Consider the following 18158-nt stretch of genomic DNA (forward strand, 5'->3'; position numbering starts at 1 on the left):
CAATTGCTCCATTTAATTAACCAATTCAATACCCAATGCTTGACAAATCGCCGGAATCAACTGCGCCTGAATGTCATTACGCACCTGAATAAAAGAGGCAGTTGGTTCACCGTGTGGATCGTGAAATGGTAAATGGATTTTCGGCACCGGACGTGGAAAAATCGGGCAAATTTCTTTGGCGTTATTACACACTGTCACCACTAAATCAAAGGGTAACTCTAATACATCATTGACATCTTTGGGATATAATTCATCGGTTGGCAAGTTGGCATCTTTTAATGCGGCAATTGCCCCAGCGGCCACCTGCGCTTGCGGGCGAGTGCCAGCCGACCAAGCGCGGACTTGACCTGCCAACGTATAATTCACAATGGCTTCTGCCATTTGCGAACGGCACGAATTGCCGGTGCAAAGAATTAACACCCATTTCAGTTCTGTGTTCGGTTCTATTGATGTTTGCATCATATTACTCACTCAAATTAATAGGATAGTTATTTATTGAAACGATTTATTTAATCGCTTGACATCAAACAGTGTCGCTCGAAGTAATCGCAGTGCGGCGCTATTCAACTACCTAAGCACATCATAAAATATTTCGTTTCCTCGGCACAGATGAAGACGCAAGGTCTCTGCAAAAGATGCAAGTATTCGCACAAATTTTTTTGATGACTACCAAAAAATCCTATCTTATGTATCAAACTAATATGAGAATATTCATTGCCATATCTTGATAATTGTATTAAGAATATGTACATTTTTAATTGGTAATTGCAACAGATATAATGCCCGATTTCATTTTTGGCAATGACAAACTTGGAAGATTAAATGACCACTATTTTATTAGTTGATAATGGCTCACGGCGACCAGAGTCGGTATTAGCATTGCGCGATCTGGCGGCACGTTTAACCGCTTACACTGGTCAAATCATTACACCGGTATCATTACAGCATTCAGATCATATTGATACGGCATTACTCGATCAGCGTCCGGCAATCGTATTGACTTCATGCCTGCGCCAGCAACTGTTATTAGGACGACGTGACTTCATTATATTACCGCTATTTTTTGGGCCAAGCCGTGCGCTGACTGAGTTTATTCCAACACAGGTAGCGATATTACAGAATGAACTGGGATGGTTTGATGTGCGAATGGCCGAGGTTTTATGTCCATTACCCGCCGGCGAGCCATTATTAGTTGAAATACTCAGCGATCAATTACAGCACTGTATTAGCCAGCAATCTGCATTGCCCGATCAAATTATTCTGGTGGATCATGGTTCACCCGTCTCACAGGTAACTGCGGTGCGGACATGGTTAGCGCAACAATTAACAGTGCGCTTGCAACACATCGCACCAGTGAGTGAAGCGGTGATGGAACGGCGCTCGGAGCGGGAATATGATTTTAATGGTCAGTTGTTGACCGAAGTATTAAAAAATCACGCCATGCGCGACCCGCGATGTCGCATTACTTTATCAATGCTGTTCTTTTTCGCGGGTCGCCATGCCGGTCAAGAGGGCGATATTGCGACCATCTGCCGTACTGCGATGACGCATCATAGCGAATTATCAATTGCTGTGACGCCGCTGGTAGGACAACACCGGCGCCTGATTGAATTACTCGCCCACAGACTTCAAGCCGTCAATTGTGCGTGACGGAAATGAAACGCAATTAACCTTGCGCGGCGGGGGTTGCCGGACGCAAATAAGATGTTTTGAATTTTTCACGATCTTCTTTACGCGATGAATCATAACCCAATTCGGCCATTTTTTGTTTCATCCAGCCGGGTAATACGCCCCGCACATACACATTGCTTTCATTCTGCGGATCAACGTAGGTCACATAATTGCGATTGCCTTTACCACGCCCATCGCCAGGTTTTTTCGTGGATTCACCCGGCACTGGTCCGCGCCGCCGTTTAGTAGTCAACACTTCTAAAATCTCTTCAACCGCATATCCATTGCGGCTAATTAAGTCACGAATCTGCTGCACCAAATCACCGCGGGCGGCTTGTTTGCGCCGCAGCAATGCTTTTTCTAATCCCACTTTCTTTTGGTCAACTTCTTGTAACCGCGCACGGATTTCTTCAACACTTAATTCTTGATATTCCACTTGTTTTATCTCCACAAAAGTAACGTTGTTAATCAAAAAGACTGGCACATAAGGTGACACTCTATTCGATCCTTCACCATAGCTGGCGATCTGAAACGCCAGTCATCACTCAACTCAGGTTATCGCACCACACTGGTGTTATCGTATCCTTAAACTGTCAATAATGACCCGTTGTCTAAGGAATGCGCAATTATTAAATCGCATTGTCTGCATTGTCAAGAAATGAATGAAAATAAACAGGCACCGTCCAGCATGTTGTTTAGCCAGCAATACCGCAGTGGCGTAAAAGTGCATCATTGCATGGCGGACGTCCACGAAAGGCGATGAATAATTCCATTGCATCAACCGCCCCACCCTGTTCCAAAATCGTTTGACGGAATCGCTGTCCCGTATCAGTATCAAAAATACCGCGCTCTTCAAAGAGTGAAAACGCATCCGCCGCCAATCGTTCTGCCCATTTATAACTGTAATAACCCGCTGCATAACCGCCCGCAAAAATATGTGAAAAACTATGCGCAAAACGGTTAAACGCTGGGGGATCATACACCGCCACCTGAGCGCGTATTTTGGCTAATAACGCGGCAATTTGCGCTCCCTGTATAGAATCATAATCACGATGGAGTTGGAAATCAAACAACGCAAATTCCAATTGCCGCACCATTTGCATTGCCGATTGAAAATGCCGCGCTGCCTGTAAACGTTGATACAAATTATCTGGAATCAGTGCACCAGTGATAATATGCGCAGCGAATAAATCGAGCGATTCGCGCTGCCAACACCAATTCTCTAAAAACTGACTGGGTAATTCCACCGCATCCCAAGCAACGCCATTAATGCCAGCCACCGGCGGGTAATTAACTCGCGTGAGCATGTGATGTAAACCATGACCAAACTCGTGAAAAAGCGTCTCCACTTCTTGATGCGTTAATTGTGACGGTTGCCCATCAACTGGCGGCGTAAAATTGCACACTAAATACGCAACGGGCAATTGAGACTGTCCGGCGCTATTAAACCGATTTACACAAACATCCATCCAAGCGCCGCCCCGTTTCTTTTGCCGAGCGTATAAATCTAAATAAAACGCCGCTCGCGGGGTGCCGTCAAGATCATTGATTTGATAAAACTGAACCTCAGGATGCCATAATGCTACGCTATTTGCCGGCGTAATACAAACATCAAATAACCGTTCGGCAACGGCAAATAAACCGGGAATCACATTGGTGACAGGAAAATACGGCCGCAATGCTTCTTGACTAATGGCGTACTGCTGCAAACGCAATTTTTCTGAATAATACGCCACATCCCACGCGCAGACTTCTGGCTGTCCTAATTCGGCTGCAAAAGTACAAATATCTGCAAATTCACGGCGCGCTTGTGGCAATGAACGGGCTGCCAAATCCGTTAAAAACTCGATGACCGAGGCAGTATCTGGCGCCATTTTCGTTGCTAATGATAATTCAGCATAGTTGGCAAAACCGACTAATTGTGCAGATTCGTGGCGTAATGCAACGATCTGCTCCATGAGCGCGCTATTATCCCATTGCCCTGCGTGTGGCCCTTGATCGGATGCCCGCGTACTATAGGCGGTGTATAATTCACAGCGTAATGCGCGGTCATCGGCATATTGCATGACTGGCAAATAAGATGGGATGTCAAGTGTTATTATCCAACCTTCTAAACCGCGTTGTTGTGCTTGCTGCTGGGCTAATGCAATCGCCGTTATCGGCAATCCAGTTAATTGTTGTTCATCGGTAATGTGTTTGAACCAGGCATTGGTGGCGTCGAGTAAATTTTCTTCAAACCGGTTGGTCAGGGTACTTAATTCTTGAATAATAGTTTTATAACGCGCCTGTTGCACAGGTGGCAATGTAACGCCGGCGAGGCGAAAATCACGCAGCGCATGATTTAATACTTGCCGCGCTGCATGATCTAAATCAGTGTATTCGGCAACCTGTTGATATTTCTTGTAAAGTTCAGGATTTTGCGTGACTTCAGTTTGATAATCCGTCAATTTTGGCAAACAAATATTATATACCACACGCAATACGTCGCTATTACAAACGGCATTTAGATGTGTCACCGGTGACCAGACCTGTTGAATGCGTTCATTTGCAATCATTAACGGCGCAATGAAATTATCCCAAGTGGCGGGCGCCGGATCAGCGGTTAATTGCGCAATGAGCGCCCGCCCTTCAGCTAATACTTGATCGAGTGCCGGTTCAATGTGTGCCAGTTGAATGGCATCAAACGCGGGTAATGCTTGTTTAGTTAATAACGGATTTAAGTCTGTCATGCGCAATTCTCAGCGGCCGCGGCGGCGTAAATAACAATTATGCGGCGTGGTTAATTGAGTAACGGTGATTGATTGAATAAAAACAGGCATTATTCTGTTAAAAACCCGTGATCGTCCATGCTCGGGGCGGAGCGACCGTTACGCAAAAGACGGAGTTGTTCAGTGCGGGTGCGGGGAATAAATTGCTTATTATCACAGAAATACCATTGCCACAAGATGCGCCGATAGGAGTCGGAATCATCATCTAATGATTGCCAAGTATCCGCTGAAGTCGTCGGATTGATTAGATTGGCTGGATCAATGGGTTCAAAGTGTTGCTGAGTGCCATAAGCGTATAATTTATATTGCCCTCGCGGTGTGCAGCGTAAGCCTTCGTAACTGATATTACGCGCTCCATCCCTGGCGGTGGCAATGACGGTATAGCGCACCACGTTATCGGCGCTGGTGTGCAGACTATGACTATCAATGAAATAGTCAAAACGCGCATTAGCGGCGCGATCAGGAATGGCGATTAAATCGTTATCACGCGGCCATGAAGGCAGTTGTAACGGTGCTTCACGCCATGCAGTTGGGGCGGTGACACTGGCGGGCGTTGGTGCTTCCGCATCATTGATAAACAGATTATCCGCGCTGGCAGGGCGAGTAAAGACGACGCTAATGAGGAGGAGTAAAGACAGTCGTGTTGTCAAGTCAAGCATAGCCAGTGAAGCGGTGAGTTGGGGGTGTCTGGGTTAAATAGGGAACGCGATTATAACGCGCCGTTGCAGAATTAAACACCTAAAATCACCGCCGTGCAAGTGCAAAAAAACAATCGGGTCAACAACGCGGCGCTTGTTGGATTGTTAACAATGATGGGTTGCGGAGTAAGCCTGATTGATTGGGGGTGTGGTATTCAAGCATCAAGGGCGGCGGTAAATAAACTCGCATCGCCCTTGCCAATGCGCAATACTTGTGGCATGTCGCCGGTCATGTCAATCACGGTTGTCGGTAAATTGCCACAATGCCCGCCGTCAATGATCAAATCAACACAGTGTGCTAACTGCTCGCGCATTTCATAGGTGTCGTTTAATGGTTGCGTGTCACCGGGTAGAATGAGCGTGGTCGTTAGCAGCGGTTGACCTAATTCACCCAGCAATGCGCGAGCAATGGGCGTGTCGGGTACTCGAATACCAATGGCGCGGCGCTTAGGATGTAATAACCGCCGTGGCACCTGTTTAGTGGCTTCATAAACAAAGGTATAGGCGCCGGGCGTGAGTGATTTAAGTAGCCGATAATCTTGATTATCAATGCGTGCATAAGTGGAAATATCGGATAAATCACGACAAATCAAGGTGAATGGGTGTTTATCATCCAAACGGCGGATTTGGCGAATGCGTTCCATCGCAGATTTTTCGCCAATTTGACAGCCTAACGCATAGCAGGTGTCGGTGGGATAAATAATGACGCCGCCATTGCGCACAATGTCAGCAGCGCGGTTAATTAAACGGGGTTGCGGGTTGTCGGGGTGGATTTCAAAATACTGCGCCATAAATAAAAACCGCCAAAGTGGGTGGGTGGTGGTGAATCGCGTGATAATAGGTTATTGCCAATCGTGCCAAATGGGGGTGCAGCACGCTGGTAATGCGGGTAATTGCCCTAGTTCAATCCAGGGTTGTTCGGGGCCGTGATAATCAGAACCAGCAGAGGCGAGGAATTGATGTTCAGCCGCATAATTGGCATAATTGAATACGTCATCGCGGCTATGGCTGCCGGAGATCACTTCAATTGCGCGCCCGCCGGCACGACTAAATTCATTAAATAATTGCCGCCGTTTACTGGCAGTTAATTGATAACGCGCCGGATGCGCAATCACGGCTTGACCACCGGCGGTTTTAATCCAATTCACCGCGGTCATTAAATCAGTCCATTCACTTGGAACATAGCCCGGTTTGCCAGCAACGAGAAAACGCTTGAAAATACTGCGCACATCAGGTGCCGCGCCACGGGCGACTAAAAAGCGCGCAAAATGGGTGCGCCCAATGACCACGCCATTGGCGTAGGCTTGCGCACCCGCCAGCGCGTCTGGGTAGCCGACTTTAGCCAACCGCTGCGCCATTTCCTCCGCTCGCCAAGTGCGAAATTGACGCTGAGTTATTAATCCGTGTTCGAGCGTTGAATTATTTGAATCAATTCCCAACCCAACAATGTGAATAGTGCGGCCTAACCAGGTGACGGAAATCTCAACGCCGGCAATGAGTTTCACCCCGACTGTCGTGGCGGTTAATTGCGCTTCATCAATACCAGCAACGGTATCGTGATCGGTGAGCGCTAATACGCGCACCCCCGCTACCGCCGCACGGGTGACTAATTGCGTCGGTGTGAGAGTGCCATCCGAAGCGGTTGAATGAGTGTGCAAATCAGGCGATGGAATCATGGCAATTTTCTAAATGAGAACAATTAAATACACCGTCACCCGCGATCATGTTTCAGTAATGACATTGGAACGGCAGTCAATCAAGTTATTTTAACACGCGGTGAGTGTGCGTAATATAGTGAACCCGCCGCTTCAATTGCGCAATATTAGCCAACCGCCCTTATTGAAGGATATTTTCTTATGCAATTTTTAATTGATTTTTTCCCGGTGATTTTATTTTTCATTGCATATAAACTGGCGGGGATTTACGTCGCCACTGGCATTGCTATTGCGGCCGCGGCAATACAAGTTGGTTGGTCATGGTGGCGGCATCATCACGTCCAAACGATGCAATGGGTCACATTGGCGTTATTAGTCATTTTCGGCGGGTTGACCATCGCATTACACGACCCCATTTTTATTATGTGGAAACCGACACTGATTAACTGGTTATTTGCCCTCGCATTTTTAATTACCCAGTTCATAGGTGAGCGCCCCTTGACACAACGGTTAATGGGGCAGGCAATCATTCTACCAATACACATTTGGCGCAGGTTAAATCTTGCGTGGGTAGGTTTTTTTATAGTTTCAGGTCTGGTTAATCTATACGTTGTTTATTACGGCAGTGGCTTTTTTACCGCCCGCCAAGCATTAGTCAACGCGACGGGGCAAACCACATTTGATTTGGCTAACTGTAGCACAGCCTTTACTGGTGCGCTGTTGGAATTATGCCAAACTGCCCAACACAGCGAAGCCATTTGGGTTAATTTCAAGCTATTCGGTTTATTAGGCATGACCATTGCGTTTGTAGTAGCACAATCGTTGTATCTAGCGCGGTATGTGCAAGATGATAATAATGAACCGGCGGCGCCATCATCGCGTTAACTAGCCACGTTTTATTCACCAGTGACACAATTCAATGCTACGCGATCATCAGGGGCGCTGATGATTGCATCAACAATCCCGCACGAATGACACTGTTATTTGACTGATATTTTGATTGACATTGCCCAATGCTTAAATCATATTAGCAACGACGCACTTCAAACGGCAATGCAATGGGTTGATTGGCCAATTCTATCAGGGAACTGACCAGCGAACTTGCAAATAAATCACTGTTTGCGATGCACCGCGTTCTATCAAAAACACACCGAGGTATTTTTGTGTGGATAATTCACTCACCCCGCCCCTCCAATTAAGTGGCGCCGACATTGTCATTCAGACGTTAATTGATGCCGGCGTTGATTACGTCTTTGGCTATCCTGGCGGCGCCGTATTGCACATTTACGATGCGCTATTCAAAAAAGCCGACCAAATTAAACACATTTTAGTGCGCCACGAGCAGGGCGCAGTTCATGCCGCCGACGGCTATGCGCGTGCCACCGGGCGTTGCGGCGTGTGTTTAGTGACCTCCGGCCCCGGCGCTACCAATGCCGTCACCGGTATTGCCACCGCGTATATGGATTCAATTCCGCTCGTGGTATTAACTGGTCAAGTGCCATTACCGGTCATTGGCAGTGACGCATTTCAAGAAGTGGATACGGTTGGCATTACCCGCCCGTGCGTTAAACACAACTTTTTGGTGCGAAAACGCGAGGATTTAGCGCCGATCATCGCCAAAGCGTTTCATATCGCGCAAACGGGACGCCCCGGGCCGGTGGTCGTGGATATTCCTAAAGACATGACCGATCCGACGCAATTGATTCCCTATTATTATCCGCGTGAAGTGCAATTGCGGGCGTATCAACCGCCGCAGCATGGTGATTTAGAACAGATTCGTAAGGCGGTCAGTTTATTATTAACGGCGCAGCGCCCGGTGATTTATACCGGCGGCGGAGTTATTGCCGATAATGCCGCGGCCGAATTAACTGAATTGACGCGGCTGCTGGGCTATCCATTAACCAGCACGTTAATGGGATTGGGCGGCTATCCAATGACCGATAAACAGTTTGTCGGCATGTTGGGAATGCACGGCACCTATGAAGCTAATATGGCAATGCACGAAACCGATTGTTTAATTGCCATTGGGGCGCGCTTTGATGATCGCGTCACGGGTAAAATTGAACATTTTTGCCCGCAGGCCAAAATTATTCACATTGATATTGATCCGGCCTCAATTTCTAAAACCGTGCGCGTGGATATTCCAATTGTCGGGCCGGTGGGGAGCGTGTTGCGTGAATTATTACGGCTATTGCGCACCAGCCCGCAACGCCCGAATGCTGAGGCATTAACGACGTGGTGGCAGCGGATTGAAGAATGGCGGCAAGTCAATTGTATGCGGTATGATCGCAATAGCGATAAAATTAAACCGCAATTCGCCATCGAAACGCTTTATCAATTGACTAAAGGTGATTTGTATTTAACGTCGGATGTTGGTCAACACCAAATGTTTGCCGCGCAGTTTTATCCATTCGATCAGCCGCGCCGCTGGATTAACTCGGGTGGATTAGGCACAATGGGATTTGGTTTACCAGCAGCCGTTGGGGTGCAATTAGCGCATCCCGACTCGCGAGTAGTGTGCGTGTCCGGTGAAGCCAGTATTTTAATGTGTATTCAAGAATTGGCCACCTGCAAACAATACAAGTTGCCAATTAAAATCCTTCTGCTGAATAATGGCTATATGGGCATGGTACGGCAATGGCAGGAGTTCTTTTATGAAAGCCGCTATGCTCACACCTATGTTGAAGCCTTGCCGGATTTCGTGGCATTAGCGAATAGTTTTGGTCATGTCGGAATGCGCGTAGATCAACCCGATCAATTAGCCAAAACATTGCAAGACGCCTTTGCTTTAACAGATCGTTTAGTGTTGATTGATGTGGTGGTTGATCCCACTGAAAATGTTTATCCAATGGTCGCGGCGGGTAAAGGGCAACATGAAATGCACTTGCCACCGACACTATCTGAACGGGAGCTGGCTTGAGCCAGAAAATTCATTATGAGACATATTCTTTCCATGTTGGTTGAGAATGAAGCCGGTGCCTTATCGCGTATTGCGGGATTATTTTCTGCACGCGGCTATAATATTGAATCGTTGACGGTTGCGCCGACCAATGATCCGTCATTATCGCGTATGACATTAGTCACCTCTGGCAATGATGATGTCGTTGAACAAATTAAAAAACAGTTGGATAAACTGATTGATGTCGTTAAATTGCTCGATTTATCCACTGGTCAACATATTGAACGCGAGATGATGTTGATTAAACTCAAGGCGCCCAGCCCCATGCGCGAGGAATTAAAACGCCTCGTGGACATCTTTCGTGCTAAAATTATTGATGTGACCGAAGTCAGCTACGTTGTTGAATTAACCGGGTCGTCGAAAAAACTCGATGCCTTTATTCAAGCTGTCCCGAATGGGTTAATTACCGAGGTCGTGCGTTCCGGCCCAACTGGCATTGCACGCGGCGCGGCGGGATTAACGCCAGACGCTTAATTTACTCCTGCAATATACCGCAGGATTTACCCAATCATTTGTTATTCACGCAGGATTAAATTCACCCATGTCTATTAATGTCTATTACGATAAAGATGCCGATCTGGCGCTTATTCAAAGCAAACAAGTTGCCATTATTGGCTATGGTTCTCAGGGTCACGCTCATGCGAATAACTTAAAAGACTCTGGCGTTAAAGTGGTGGTTGGATTGCGCCCCGGCTCTTCTTCGGCGGCTAAAGCCACGAATGCGGGATTGCAGGTGCAGGATATTCCCGCCGCCGTTGCTGGGGCTGATTTAATTATGATTTTAGCGCCTGATGAACATCAAGCGCGGTTATATCGAGAGCAAATTGCACCCAATATTCGGCAGGGCGCAGCATTAGCTTTTGCGCATGGCTTTAATATTCATTTCGGGCAAATAGAACCGCGTGCTGATCTTGATGTCATTATGATTGCACCGAAAGGGCCGGGGCATTTGGTGCGGTCAACTTATACACAGGGCGGCGGGGTGCCGAGTTTAATTGCGGTGCATCAAGACGCCACTGGTCAAGCGCGTGATCTTGCAATGGCCTATGCGTCAGCGAATGGTGGTGGGCGCGCCGGTATTATTGAAACGAGCTTCCGTGAAGAATGCGAAACCGATTTATTTGGTGAGCAAGTTGTATTGTGCGGTGGCTTAACTTCATTAATTACCGCCGGCTTTGAAACATTGGTTGAGGCCGGCTATTCACCTGAAATGGCCTATTTTGAATGTCTGCATGAAGTCAAGTTAATTGTGGATTTGATTTATGAAGGCGGCATTGCCAACATGCGCTATTCCATTTCCAATACCGCCGAATACGGCGATTTAACTCGCGGCCCGCGCATTATTAACGACAATACGCGAGTGGAAATGCGGCGTATTTTGAGCGAGATTCAAACGGGTGAATTTGCTCGTGAGTTTATTGCTGAAAATCAAGCTGGGGCGCCGCGTTTGAAAGCGATGCGGCGCATTGGTGAGGCGCATCCGATTGAATATGTTGGCGAACGGCTGCGCGAAATGATGCCCTGGATTCGGGAAAAGAAATTGGTAGATAAAGCTAAAAACTAATTGCACAACGCTATCAATTCACGAATGATCGTTCCCAGGCGCTCGCGTGGGGACGATTATTTTTTATGAGAGAGTGATTTCATGTACGACGATCACGCTGGTCGTTCTGCTGCTTTAGATACCGCCTTTTCATCGGCAATTAAACTACCGACAACGCATTCCGCCACGTCCGCGCCGCATCATTCAATTTCCAATACGGCGGGAATTGCACCGCGCCCCATGTTTAATCAACCTGTCATTAACGATGGCTATTTATGGTGGTACACCGATGCGTTGAGTGATGATGGGCGCTATGGTTTAACTTTAATTGCGCTGGTTGGCAATGTTTTTTCGCCGTATTATGCCAAAGCACGGCAGCGCGGTGAAATGAATCCCAATGATTATTGCGCAATTAACGTCGCTATCTATGATCGCCATACCAATAAAGGGTTGTGGGCAATGACCGAGCGCGGGCAGCGGCAGCTCTTTCGCAATCAACATGAATTGGCGATTGGACCAAGTCAATTGCGCTGGGAACATGACACGGTGATTATTCAATTAGATGAAATTGCCACGCCATTACCGCGCCGGGTGCGCGGTGAAATTCGTATTCACCCTCGCGCATTGACCACGCATCACCAACAACTCGATTATCATGGGCGTCATTATTGGTGGCCAATTGCCCCGGATGCACAGGTTGAAGTGCGTTTGCAGTACCCGTCAATTCACTGGTCGGGCGCCGGTTATTTGGATAGTAATTGGGGTGATGAGCCAATTGCGGCGGGGTTTATTGATTGGGATTGGTCACGGGCGAAATTGCGTCATCATACGGCGGTATTATACGACGTGCGGCGGCGGCAGGGCGATCCATTGGCATTGGCATTGCGGTTTAATCGGCATGGTGAGGCCGAACCATTTAATCCACCGCCGCGTCAATCATTACCGCCGACCTTTTGGTGGAAAATTGCGCGCACGATGCAGAGTGATAATAATAGTCGGGTATTAGAAACGCTGGAAGATACGCCGTTTTATGCGCGCTCGACATTGCAAGCGCATTTGCTGGGTGAATCAGTCAGCGCGGTGCATGAGAGTTTGTCATTAGAGCGGTTTATTCAGCCCTGGGTGCAGTTATTATTGCCCGTGCGAATGCCGCGACGGGCGTGATTCAATGCGTGTCATTAATGATGATGCGGATTGCGCATTCCCACGCTGGCGTTTGCGGGGGGCTGTTAACTGCTTCAGTGAATACAGCCGTCATTCCCGCACAAGCGGGAAACCAGAATACGGCGCTATTGGATTTCCGCAGACGCGGGAATGACAAATAATCCAATAGTTGTGGAATATATGCCGTGATTTATCTCAATGTTGATCATCTACGCCGTTGCCTCCAAACGTTGGAGTATTCATTGACGCTGTATTGCCAAGCCCCGGCAGATCATATCCAACAGGAAGTTTATCGTAATGCCATTGTCAAAGGGTTTGAATTGACGCAAGAAGTTGTTTTCAAACTATTGAAAAAAGCATTGAAAGCGTATGGGCATAGCGGTAAAAAAACTGGATGCGCTATTCGTGAAAGACCTCATCCGCTTGGCAGCCGTCCATGATTTAATGACATTAGAGGCGGTCGAACGCTGGTTCAAATACCGCGATAATCGCAATGATACTGCCCATGATTACGGCGAACAGTTTGCGAAAGAAACGCTCACTTTGATTACGCCGTTTTTAATAGATGTCCAGCAATTGGTTGCGGTGTTGGAACAGAAATTCGGGGCGCACTCTGAAACGAATAACACGGCACCCGCGCCATGACCGTTTTGAATACGCTTTATTTATTGCCACGTTATCGGAAAATGGTGTGCGCCATTTTGCGTCAACATGTGCCTGATGCCGATGTCTGGGCGTATGGCAGCCGTGTGCGCGGCGATTGCCACGATACGAGCGACCTCGATTTGGTGATTCGTCACCCGACGGCGCTGGAAACACCTTGCCCGGTACTCGCTGACGTGATCGAGGCGTTTAGTCGCAGTAATTTGCCAATCATGGTGCAGATCATTGATTGGGCGCGCATTCCCCCAGCGTTTCATCGTGAGATTTTGGCGGGGTATGTGGTGGTTCAATGGGGCGAGGCGATTAAGTTCTTTGAATAAAGCAATTGTCACTCCCGCGTTCGCAGGAATGACGAGAAGCGCAGTTTTAATTGCCGTTTAATCAGCACTTAACAGCCCGGCGTGGGAGTGATTTTAATTAGGCGCGCTCAATTGGAAACGCCAGCACTTCATCAATGGTTGTTTTGCCGGTGATTAACATCAATAGCCGATCAATCCCGAGCGCCACGCCCGCTGTATTCGGCAATCCGTCTGCTAATGCCTGCAATAACGCCGTGTCCATTGGCACAATTAGCTGGTTTTGTTCTGCCCGCGTCTGCAAATCATTTTGAAACCGCTGCTGCTGTTCATTGGCGTCGGTTAATTCTTCAAAGCCGTTGGCCAATTCCATGCCGTATTGATACAATTCAAAGCGGCGGGCGGTGGTGATGTCGCCATCTTTATTTAACCGCGCCAGCGCCGCTTGACTGGGCGGGTAATCACACACAAAGGTTAAACAGCCCATCTGCCCTAAATGCGGTTCAATGCAGTGGGTGAATAATAAATCGAGCCAACCGTCCGGCGTTAATTCCAATGTTTCCGCCCCGCCAATCCCGTGTGCAATGGCGTGATGCGGCAGGGTTTCAATTTTCAAATGCCAGGGATCAATTCCCAAAAATTGTTGAAATAAGGCGCGGTAACTGTAGCGTTTCGTCGGCAAATCCGGGCGCTGCCACAGGGTGCGTAATAATTCAACCATCTCATCCATTAAGTGCGCGAGCGTCCAGTCCGGGCGGTACCATTCTAATAACGTGAATTCAGGATGATGCCGCGCCCCGCGCTCGTGATCTCGAAAGACTTTGCATACTTGATAAATCGCACCGCTGCCGGCCGCTAATAACCGTTTCATTGGAAATTCGGGCGAGGTGTGCAGCCAATAATTGGCTAATTCATTATTAGATTGACCCGGCAAATGACATTGGGTCATTAATGACGCGAGCGCCGGATCAGTGGTAGCAGCGCGGGACAATAGCGGCGTTTCGACCTCCAGCACCGCCCGTTCGGCAAAAAATTCGCGCAGGTCGGCGTACAATTGCGCCCGCCGCCGCTGCGTGGCCAAGTCAGCGCAGGGCAGCCAGGTGTGGTCAATCGGTGGCGAAATGGCGGGGATCATTCGTCCTTCACCCGCGAAACGTAAGTGCCGGTGCGGGTGTCCACTTTGATGGTTTCGCCCAATTGCACGAACAGTGGTACGTTGACCACAGCGCCGCTCTCCAGTGTTGCAGGTTTGCCACCGCCGCCGGAGGTGTCGCCTCTCACGCCCGGGTCGGTTTCGGTGATTTTCAATACGACAAAATTGGGCGGCTCGACATTCAGCGGAATCCCATTCCACAATGTCACGGAACACATATCCTGTTCTTTAATCCATTTCGTGGCATCACCCACCGCGGGCGCATCGGCGGTGATTTGTTCAAAAGTCTCCGGGTGCATAAAATGCCAATGCTCGCCATCGTTATACAAATATTGCAATTCGGTATCCATAACATCCGCCGCTTCGACGGTATCACCGGATTTAAACGTGCGCTCCACCACGCGCCCGGTTTTAAGATTTTTCACTCGCACGCGATTAAAGGCTTGACCCTTACCGGGTTTAACAAATTCATTCTCCACGATGTTATATGGATCACCGTCGAGCATAATTTTTAACCCGCTTTTAAATTCATTTGTTTTATAAATTGCCATTGACTAGCATTCCTTAATATTGATGATTGATTGCATGATTGGGATTAAACGGCGCCTATGGTAACGCGAAGCTCGCCGCGCTGTCAGGCTGACCGCGCCAACCGCGGCGATTGGCAGCACCAGATAGCGACGGCGGTGCGCTCGGCCAAAGAATTGTGCCAGTTGTTAGACCTTGACCCGGCACTGGCGGCGGCGGCGACGCCCGGGGCGCGGCGATTTGCCGTGCGCGTCCCGTTGTCATTTGTCAACCGCATCGAGCGCGGCAATCCCGACGACCCGCTGCTGCTGCAAATATTGCCGCAAATCAATGAGTTACTGACGCCGGCCGGCTACAGCAGCGATCCAGTGGGCGATCTGACCGCCCGCGCCGCGCCCGCCCTGTTGCGCAAATACAACGGGCGGGTGCTGCTGCTGACCACCGCCGCCTGCGCCCTGCACTGCCGCTATTGCCTGCGGCGCTGTTTTCCCGCCCACGCCGGGGTGGCGACGGCCGCCAAATTGAGCCAAGCACTGGCGCTGATCGCGGCGGCGCCGAGCGTAGATGAGGTGATTTTGAGCGGCGGCGATCCGTTGATGTTGGCAGATCGGCTGCTGGCGCGATTGTTGCACCAACTGACCGCGCTGCCGCAACTCAAGCGCCTGCGCCTGCATACGCGAGTGCCGGTCGCGCTGCCCGCTCGGGTGACGCCGGCGCTGGTGCAATTGCTCAGTCACCAGCGGCTGCCGGTGGTGATGGTGATTCACGCCAATCACGCGGCCGAATTAAATGATGAGGTGGCGCGGGCATTAAATCAATTGCGCCGCGCCGGGGTGGTGTTATTTAATCAAAGTGTCTTATTGCACGGCGTGAATGATGACGTGGCGACCTTGCGGCAATTAAGTGAGCGGTTATTTGACTGCGGCGTGTTGCCGTATTATTTGCATTTACTCGATTTGGTGACCGGCAGCGCGGCATTTTATTTACCCGATCAACACGCACGGCGGTTGATGATTGAATTGCGCCGGCAATTACCCGGTTATCTCATGCCGCGGCCGGTGCGCGAGGTGGCGGGGGCGTTAAGTAAATTGCCGTTTGTTTAATTAAACATCGCATTAATGTCGTTTGATTTTTCCCACATTCCTGCATGAAATGACACGGCACATTTGATTAGTCAGTAGGCCGTGTCAATTCCCGCATTGCATTGACGATCTGCATCGTTTCAATACTGACGGTCGTCACTCGCGCAATTAAATCAATCACTGTTTCTTTATAATCGGCAAAGCGGTAGGTATTAAACCGAGCGCGGATCGTCGGGTCTTTGGACGTTTTTTCTTTGTATTGGTCGAGTATCCATTCAATGGCGCAGCGGTTGCCGAGTTGATATGTCCAGGCAATGGCGGGAATGCCGTTTAATGTGGTTTCGCTATCAATCCGAATGCTGCCGGTATTCACATCAGCGCGTAATAACACTTTGGGATTGACGCCGGCAGAGCGGGCGCGTTCATCCGGTTGATCAATGCGGGTGAATGGAAATGGCGCGATCTGTTCATAATTGAGATGCAAATCAAGTAATGCCGCGCCCCAATCAACCCAGCGCCAAAACTCCGAATAGAATGGAATGCGCGGGAAATCACGTTTCAAATTAAGCGCGTATTTATCGCGGTAAATCGGATCATGTAAAACGGCGTAGCAATAATGAAAAATGGCGGGTTTATCAAGGGCGCGGGCGGGGCTATTTAATGCAGTTTGATAATGGGTGGTGAATTGTGCTAGCGCCCAGTCGGTGATATTTTCGAACTCGTTTCCATCGGTATCGTAACGATACTGCCCCAGTACTTGATTAGCATCGAGAGAGAATATTGTCAAATTTGGCACTGCATTTGTTATTAAACATGAGAATTCAAGCCTGCCACCAATTGTAAAACAAATTGCTAATGTTTTATCGTGGTTAGTTGGCCAAAATTGGGATGTTTGATATTGAAATTCATTAAGGCTTTTATCAAAATAGATGTATTTTTTAACGAATGGATGGTAAAAACCTAATCGAATTTTTGCGTCATCGGTCTCCAATTTTTCTTTGCGCATATACGTTGTTTTTAAAGCGCGTGTCCATTTTATAGAGGTTGGAAAACTTTCATCTTGAGGATCAGATAATAGAGCATTATAGGTGTTTGTTAAGTATTGAATCTTATTAAATAACCGAGACTTATGAAAATCATAAACCCACTCATCCCGCGCTGTCACAACGCCCAACGAATACAACTTAAAAATTGCCCGTTCATCCGCCGCTTTCTTTGCCAGTTTGGTTGTTTTATTTGCCAGCGGAATCAAGGTATCAAAGTCATTATCAGTTAAATCTAACCACTGATTGCGGACATCCGGAATGAGTTCTTCAACCGCCATATCGCGCAACTGATGACTATCCAACCAAGTGAGTTTATCGGCAGCCGATTGCACCACTTGATTTGCCGCAATGTAATAAATCCGCCCGAATGATTGTTTAGTTTGTTGACTGCGTTTTTTAATCCAAAATGAAATAGCTACGCCCGTGCCAATGCTAAACACATTGCCGCCACTCGCCCGCGTATCGCCCGATTTTTTCCAATCTCCGCCCAAATCAATAATCCAAGCCTCGTGAAAATCATTGCTCACACACTGGCGAAATCCATCAAACGTCCGGCTATCAATAAAACTGCGATTGGTAATCAATGCAATAATCCCATCATCTGTTAACCGATCACTTGCCCAGCGAAAAAAGCGCGCATACATATCATATAGTTTGGTTTTTTGCGCGGTACTGGCGGCAATGTAAGTTTTACTAATCCGCGTATCAACCGCATCATATTTACGGTTTTTATTATTATCGTTTTCATTCATTTGATTCGCATTATACGGCGGATTACCAATAATCACACTAATACGCTGTTCGTTTTGCCGTCGAATCCGCGCCTTATTTTCTTCACTCACCGCGCTAAAGAAATCGCCCGTTTCCCCCGCCGTTTGCGTATGCGCCCCGACATTATCTAATGTATCCACGAAACATAAATTGGGAAAATT

General features: G+C 48.3%; 19 protein-coding genes. 10 read left to right on the forward strand and 9 right to left on the reverse strand.

What is annotated here, in order from left to right; all coding sequences use genetic code 11:
* Positions 1-12: 12 nt before the first annotated feature.
* Positions 13-462 carry an arsenate reductase ArsC gene (locus HUK38_RS00675; RefSeq protein WP_238787335.1) on the reverse strand — a complete coding sequence of 150 codons (450 nt, stop codon included), beginning with the start codon at positions 460-462 and terminating at the stop codon, positions 13-15.
* A gap of 360 nt (positions 463-822) precedes the next feature.
* On the opposite strand from HUK38_RS00675, the gene HUK38_RS00680 reads away from it, so the two are divergent.
* Positions 823-1650: a sirohydrochlorin chelatase gene (locus HUK38_RS00680; RefSeq protein WP_182581841.1), complete on the forward strand. Its 828-nt coding sequence runs from the start codon at positions 823-825 to the stop codon at positions 1648-1650.
* A gap of 16 nt (positions 1651-1666) precedes the next feature.
* On the opposite strand, the gene HUK38_RS00685 is transcribed toward HUK38_RS00680, so the two are convergent.
* The 5 genes from HUK38_RS00685 to HUK38_RS00705 all read right to left on the reverse strand — a co-directional run bounded on the left by HUK38_RS00685 (position 1667) and on the right by HUK38_RS00705 (position 6813).
* The gene (locus HUK38_RS00685; protein ID WP_182581842.1) at positions 1667-2107 is read right to left on the reverse strand and encodes an H-NS family nucleoid-associated regulatory protein; all 441 of its coding nucleotides are present in this window, start codon (positions 2105-2107) and stop codon (positions 1667-1669) included.
* Positions 2108-2366: 259 nt separating this feature from the next.
* Positions 2367-4400 (reverse strand): M3 family metallopeptidase, encoded by a 2034-nt coding sequence (locus tag HUK38_RS00690; protein ID WP_182581843.1) that lies wholly within the window; start codon positions 4398-4400, stop codon positions 2367-2369.
* Positions 4401-4489: 89 nt separating this feature from the next.
* On the reverse strand, positions 4490-5089 hold the full coding sequence (locus tag HUK38_RS00695) for a CNP1-like family protein (protein WP_238787336.1): 600 nt from the start codon (positions 5087-5089) through the stop codon (positions 4490-4492).
* A 203-nt stretch (positions 5090-5292) separates the two neighbouring features.
* Entirely contained in the window at positions 5293-5928 is a 636-nt protein-coding gene (locus HUK38_RS00700) for an L-threonylcarbamoyladenylate synthase (protein WP_182581845.1), read from the reverse strand.
* A gap of 51 nt (positions 5929-5979) precedes the next feature.
* Positions 5980-6813: a PHP domain-containing protein gene (locus tag HUK38_RS00705; protein WP_182581846.1), complete on the reverse strand. Its 834-nt coding sequence runs from the start codon at positions 6811-6813 to the stop codon at positions 5980-5982.
* A gap of 180 nt (positions 6814-6993) precedes the next feature.
* Between HUK38_RS00705 and HUK38_RS00710 the strand changes: the two genes are divergently transcribed.
* From HUK38_RS00710 to HUK38_RS00740, 8 genes are all read left to right on the forward strand, one after another.
* Positions 6994-7677, forward strand: a complete 684-nt coding sequence (locus tag HUK38_RS00710) for a septation protein A (protein ID WP_182581847.1) — start codon at positions 6994-6996, stop codon at positions 7675-7677.
* Between the two features lie 280 nt (positions 7678-7957).
* Entirely contained in the window at positions 7958-9712 is a 1755-nt protein-coding gene (gene ilvB / locus HUK38_RS00715; RefSeq protein ID WP_182581848.1) for a biosynthetic-type acetolactate synthase large subunit, read from the forward strand.
* A gap of 15 nt (positions 9713-9727) precedes the next feature.
* Positions 9728-10225, forward strand: coding sequence for an acetolactate synthase small subunit (ilvN, locus tag HUK38_RS00720; RefSeq protein ID WP_182581849.1), 498 nt, complete (start codon positions 9728-9730; stop codon positions 10223-10225).
* A 73-nt stretch (positions 10226-10298) separates the two neighbouring features.
* Positions 10299-11315: a ketol-acid reductoisomerase gene (ilvC, locus tag HUK38_RS00725; protein WP_182581870.1), complete on the forward strand. Its 1017-nt coding sequence runs from the start codon at positions 10299-10301 to the stop codon at positions 11313-11315.
* Between the two features lie 81 nt (positions 11316-11396).
* On the forward strand, positions 11397-12458 hold the full coding sequence (locus HUK38_RS00730; RefSeq protein WP_238787337.1) for a carotenoid 1,2-hydratase: 1062 nt from the start codon (positions 11397-11399) through the stop codon (positions 12456-12458).
* A gap of 185 nt (positions 12459-12643) precedes the next feature.
* Positions 12644-12898, forward strand: a complete 255-nt coding sequence (locus tag HUK38_RS14870; RefSeq protein ID WP_202985497.1) for a hypothetical protein — start codon at positions 12644-12646, stop codon at positions 12896-12898.
* On the forward strand, positions 12864-13103 hold the full coding sequence (locus tag HUK38_RS14875; RefSeq protein ID WP_202985498.1) for a nucleotidyltransferase substrate binding protein: 240 nt from the start codon (positions 12864-12866) through the stop codon (positions 13101-13103). The genes HUK38_RS14870 and HUK38_RS14875 overlap by 35 nt, the downstream gene beginning before the upstream one ends.
* A complete protein-coding gene (locus tag HUK38_RS00740) occupies positions 13100-13441 on the forward strand; it encodes a nucleotidyltransferase family protein (protein WP_182581850.1) in 342 nt (113 codons plus the stop codon). Before HUK38_RS14875 ends, HUK38_RS00740 begins: the two co-directional genes overlap by 4 nt.
* A gap of 97 nt (positions 13442-13538) precedes the next feature.
* Here the strand turns inward: HUK38_RS00740 and epmA are convergent, their stop codons facing one another.
* Entirely contained in the window at positions 13539-14552 is a 1014-nt protein-coding gene (gene epmA, locus HUK38_RS00745) for an EF-P lysine aminoacylase EpmA (RefSeq protein ID WP_182581851.1), read from the reverse strand.
* Entirely contained in the window at positions 14549-15121 is a 573-nt protein-coding gene (gene efp, locus HUK38_RS00750) for an elongation factor P (protein WP_182581852.1), read from the reverse strand. Before efp ends, epmA begins: the two co-directional genes overlap by 4 nt.
* Positions 15122-15178: 57 nt before the next feature.
* Between efp and epmB the strand changes: the two genes are divergently transcribed.
* Positions 15179-16201, forward strand: a complete 1023-nt coding sequence (gene epmB, locus HUK38_RS00755; protein ID WP_182581853.1) for an EF-P beta-lysylation protein EpmB — start codon at positions 15179-15181, stop codon at positions 16199-16201.
* 67 nt (positions 16202-16268) lie between these two features.
* Here the strand turns inward: epmB and HUK38_RS00760 are convergent.
* On the reverse strand, positions 16269-18158 hold a 1890-nt coding region (locus HUK38_RS00760), incomplete at its 5' end, for a type ISP restriction/modification enzyme (protein WP_194374822.1).

The organism is Thiospirillum jenense (assembly GCF_014145225.1).
Taxonomy (GTDB): Bacteria; Pseudomonadota; Gammaproteobacteria; order Chromatiales; family Chromatiaceae; genus Thiospirillum; species Thiospirillum jenense.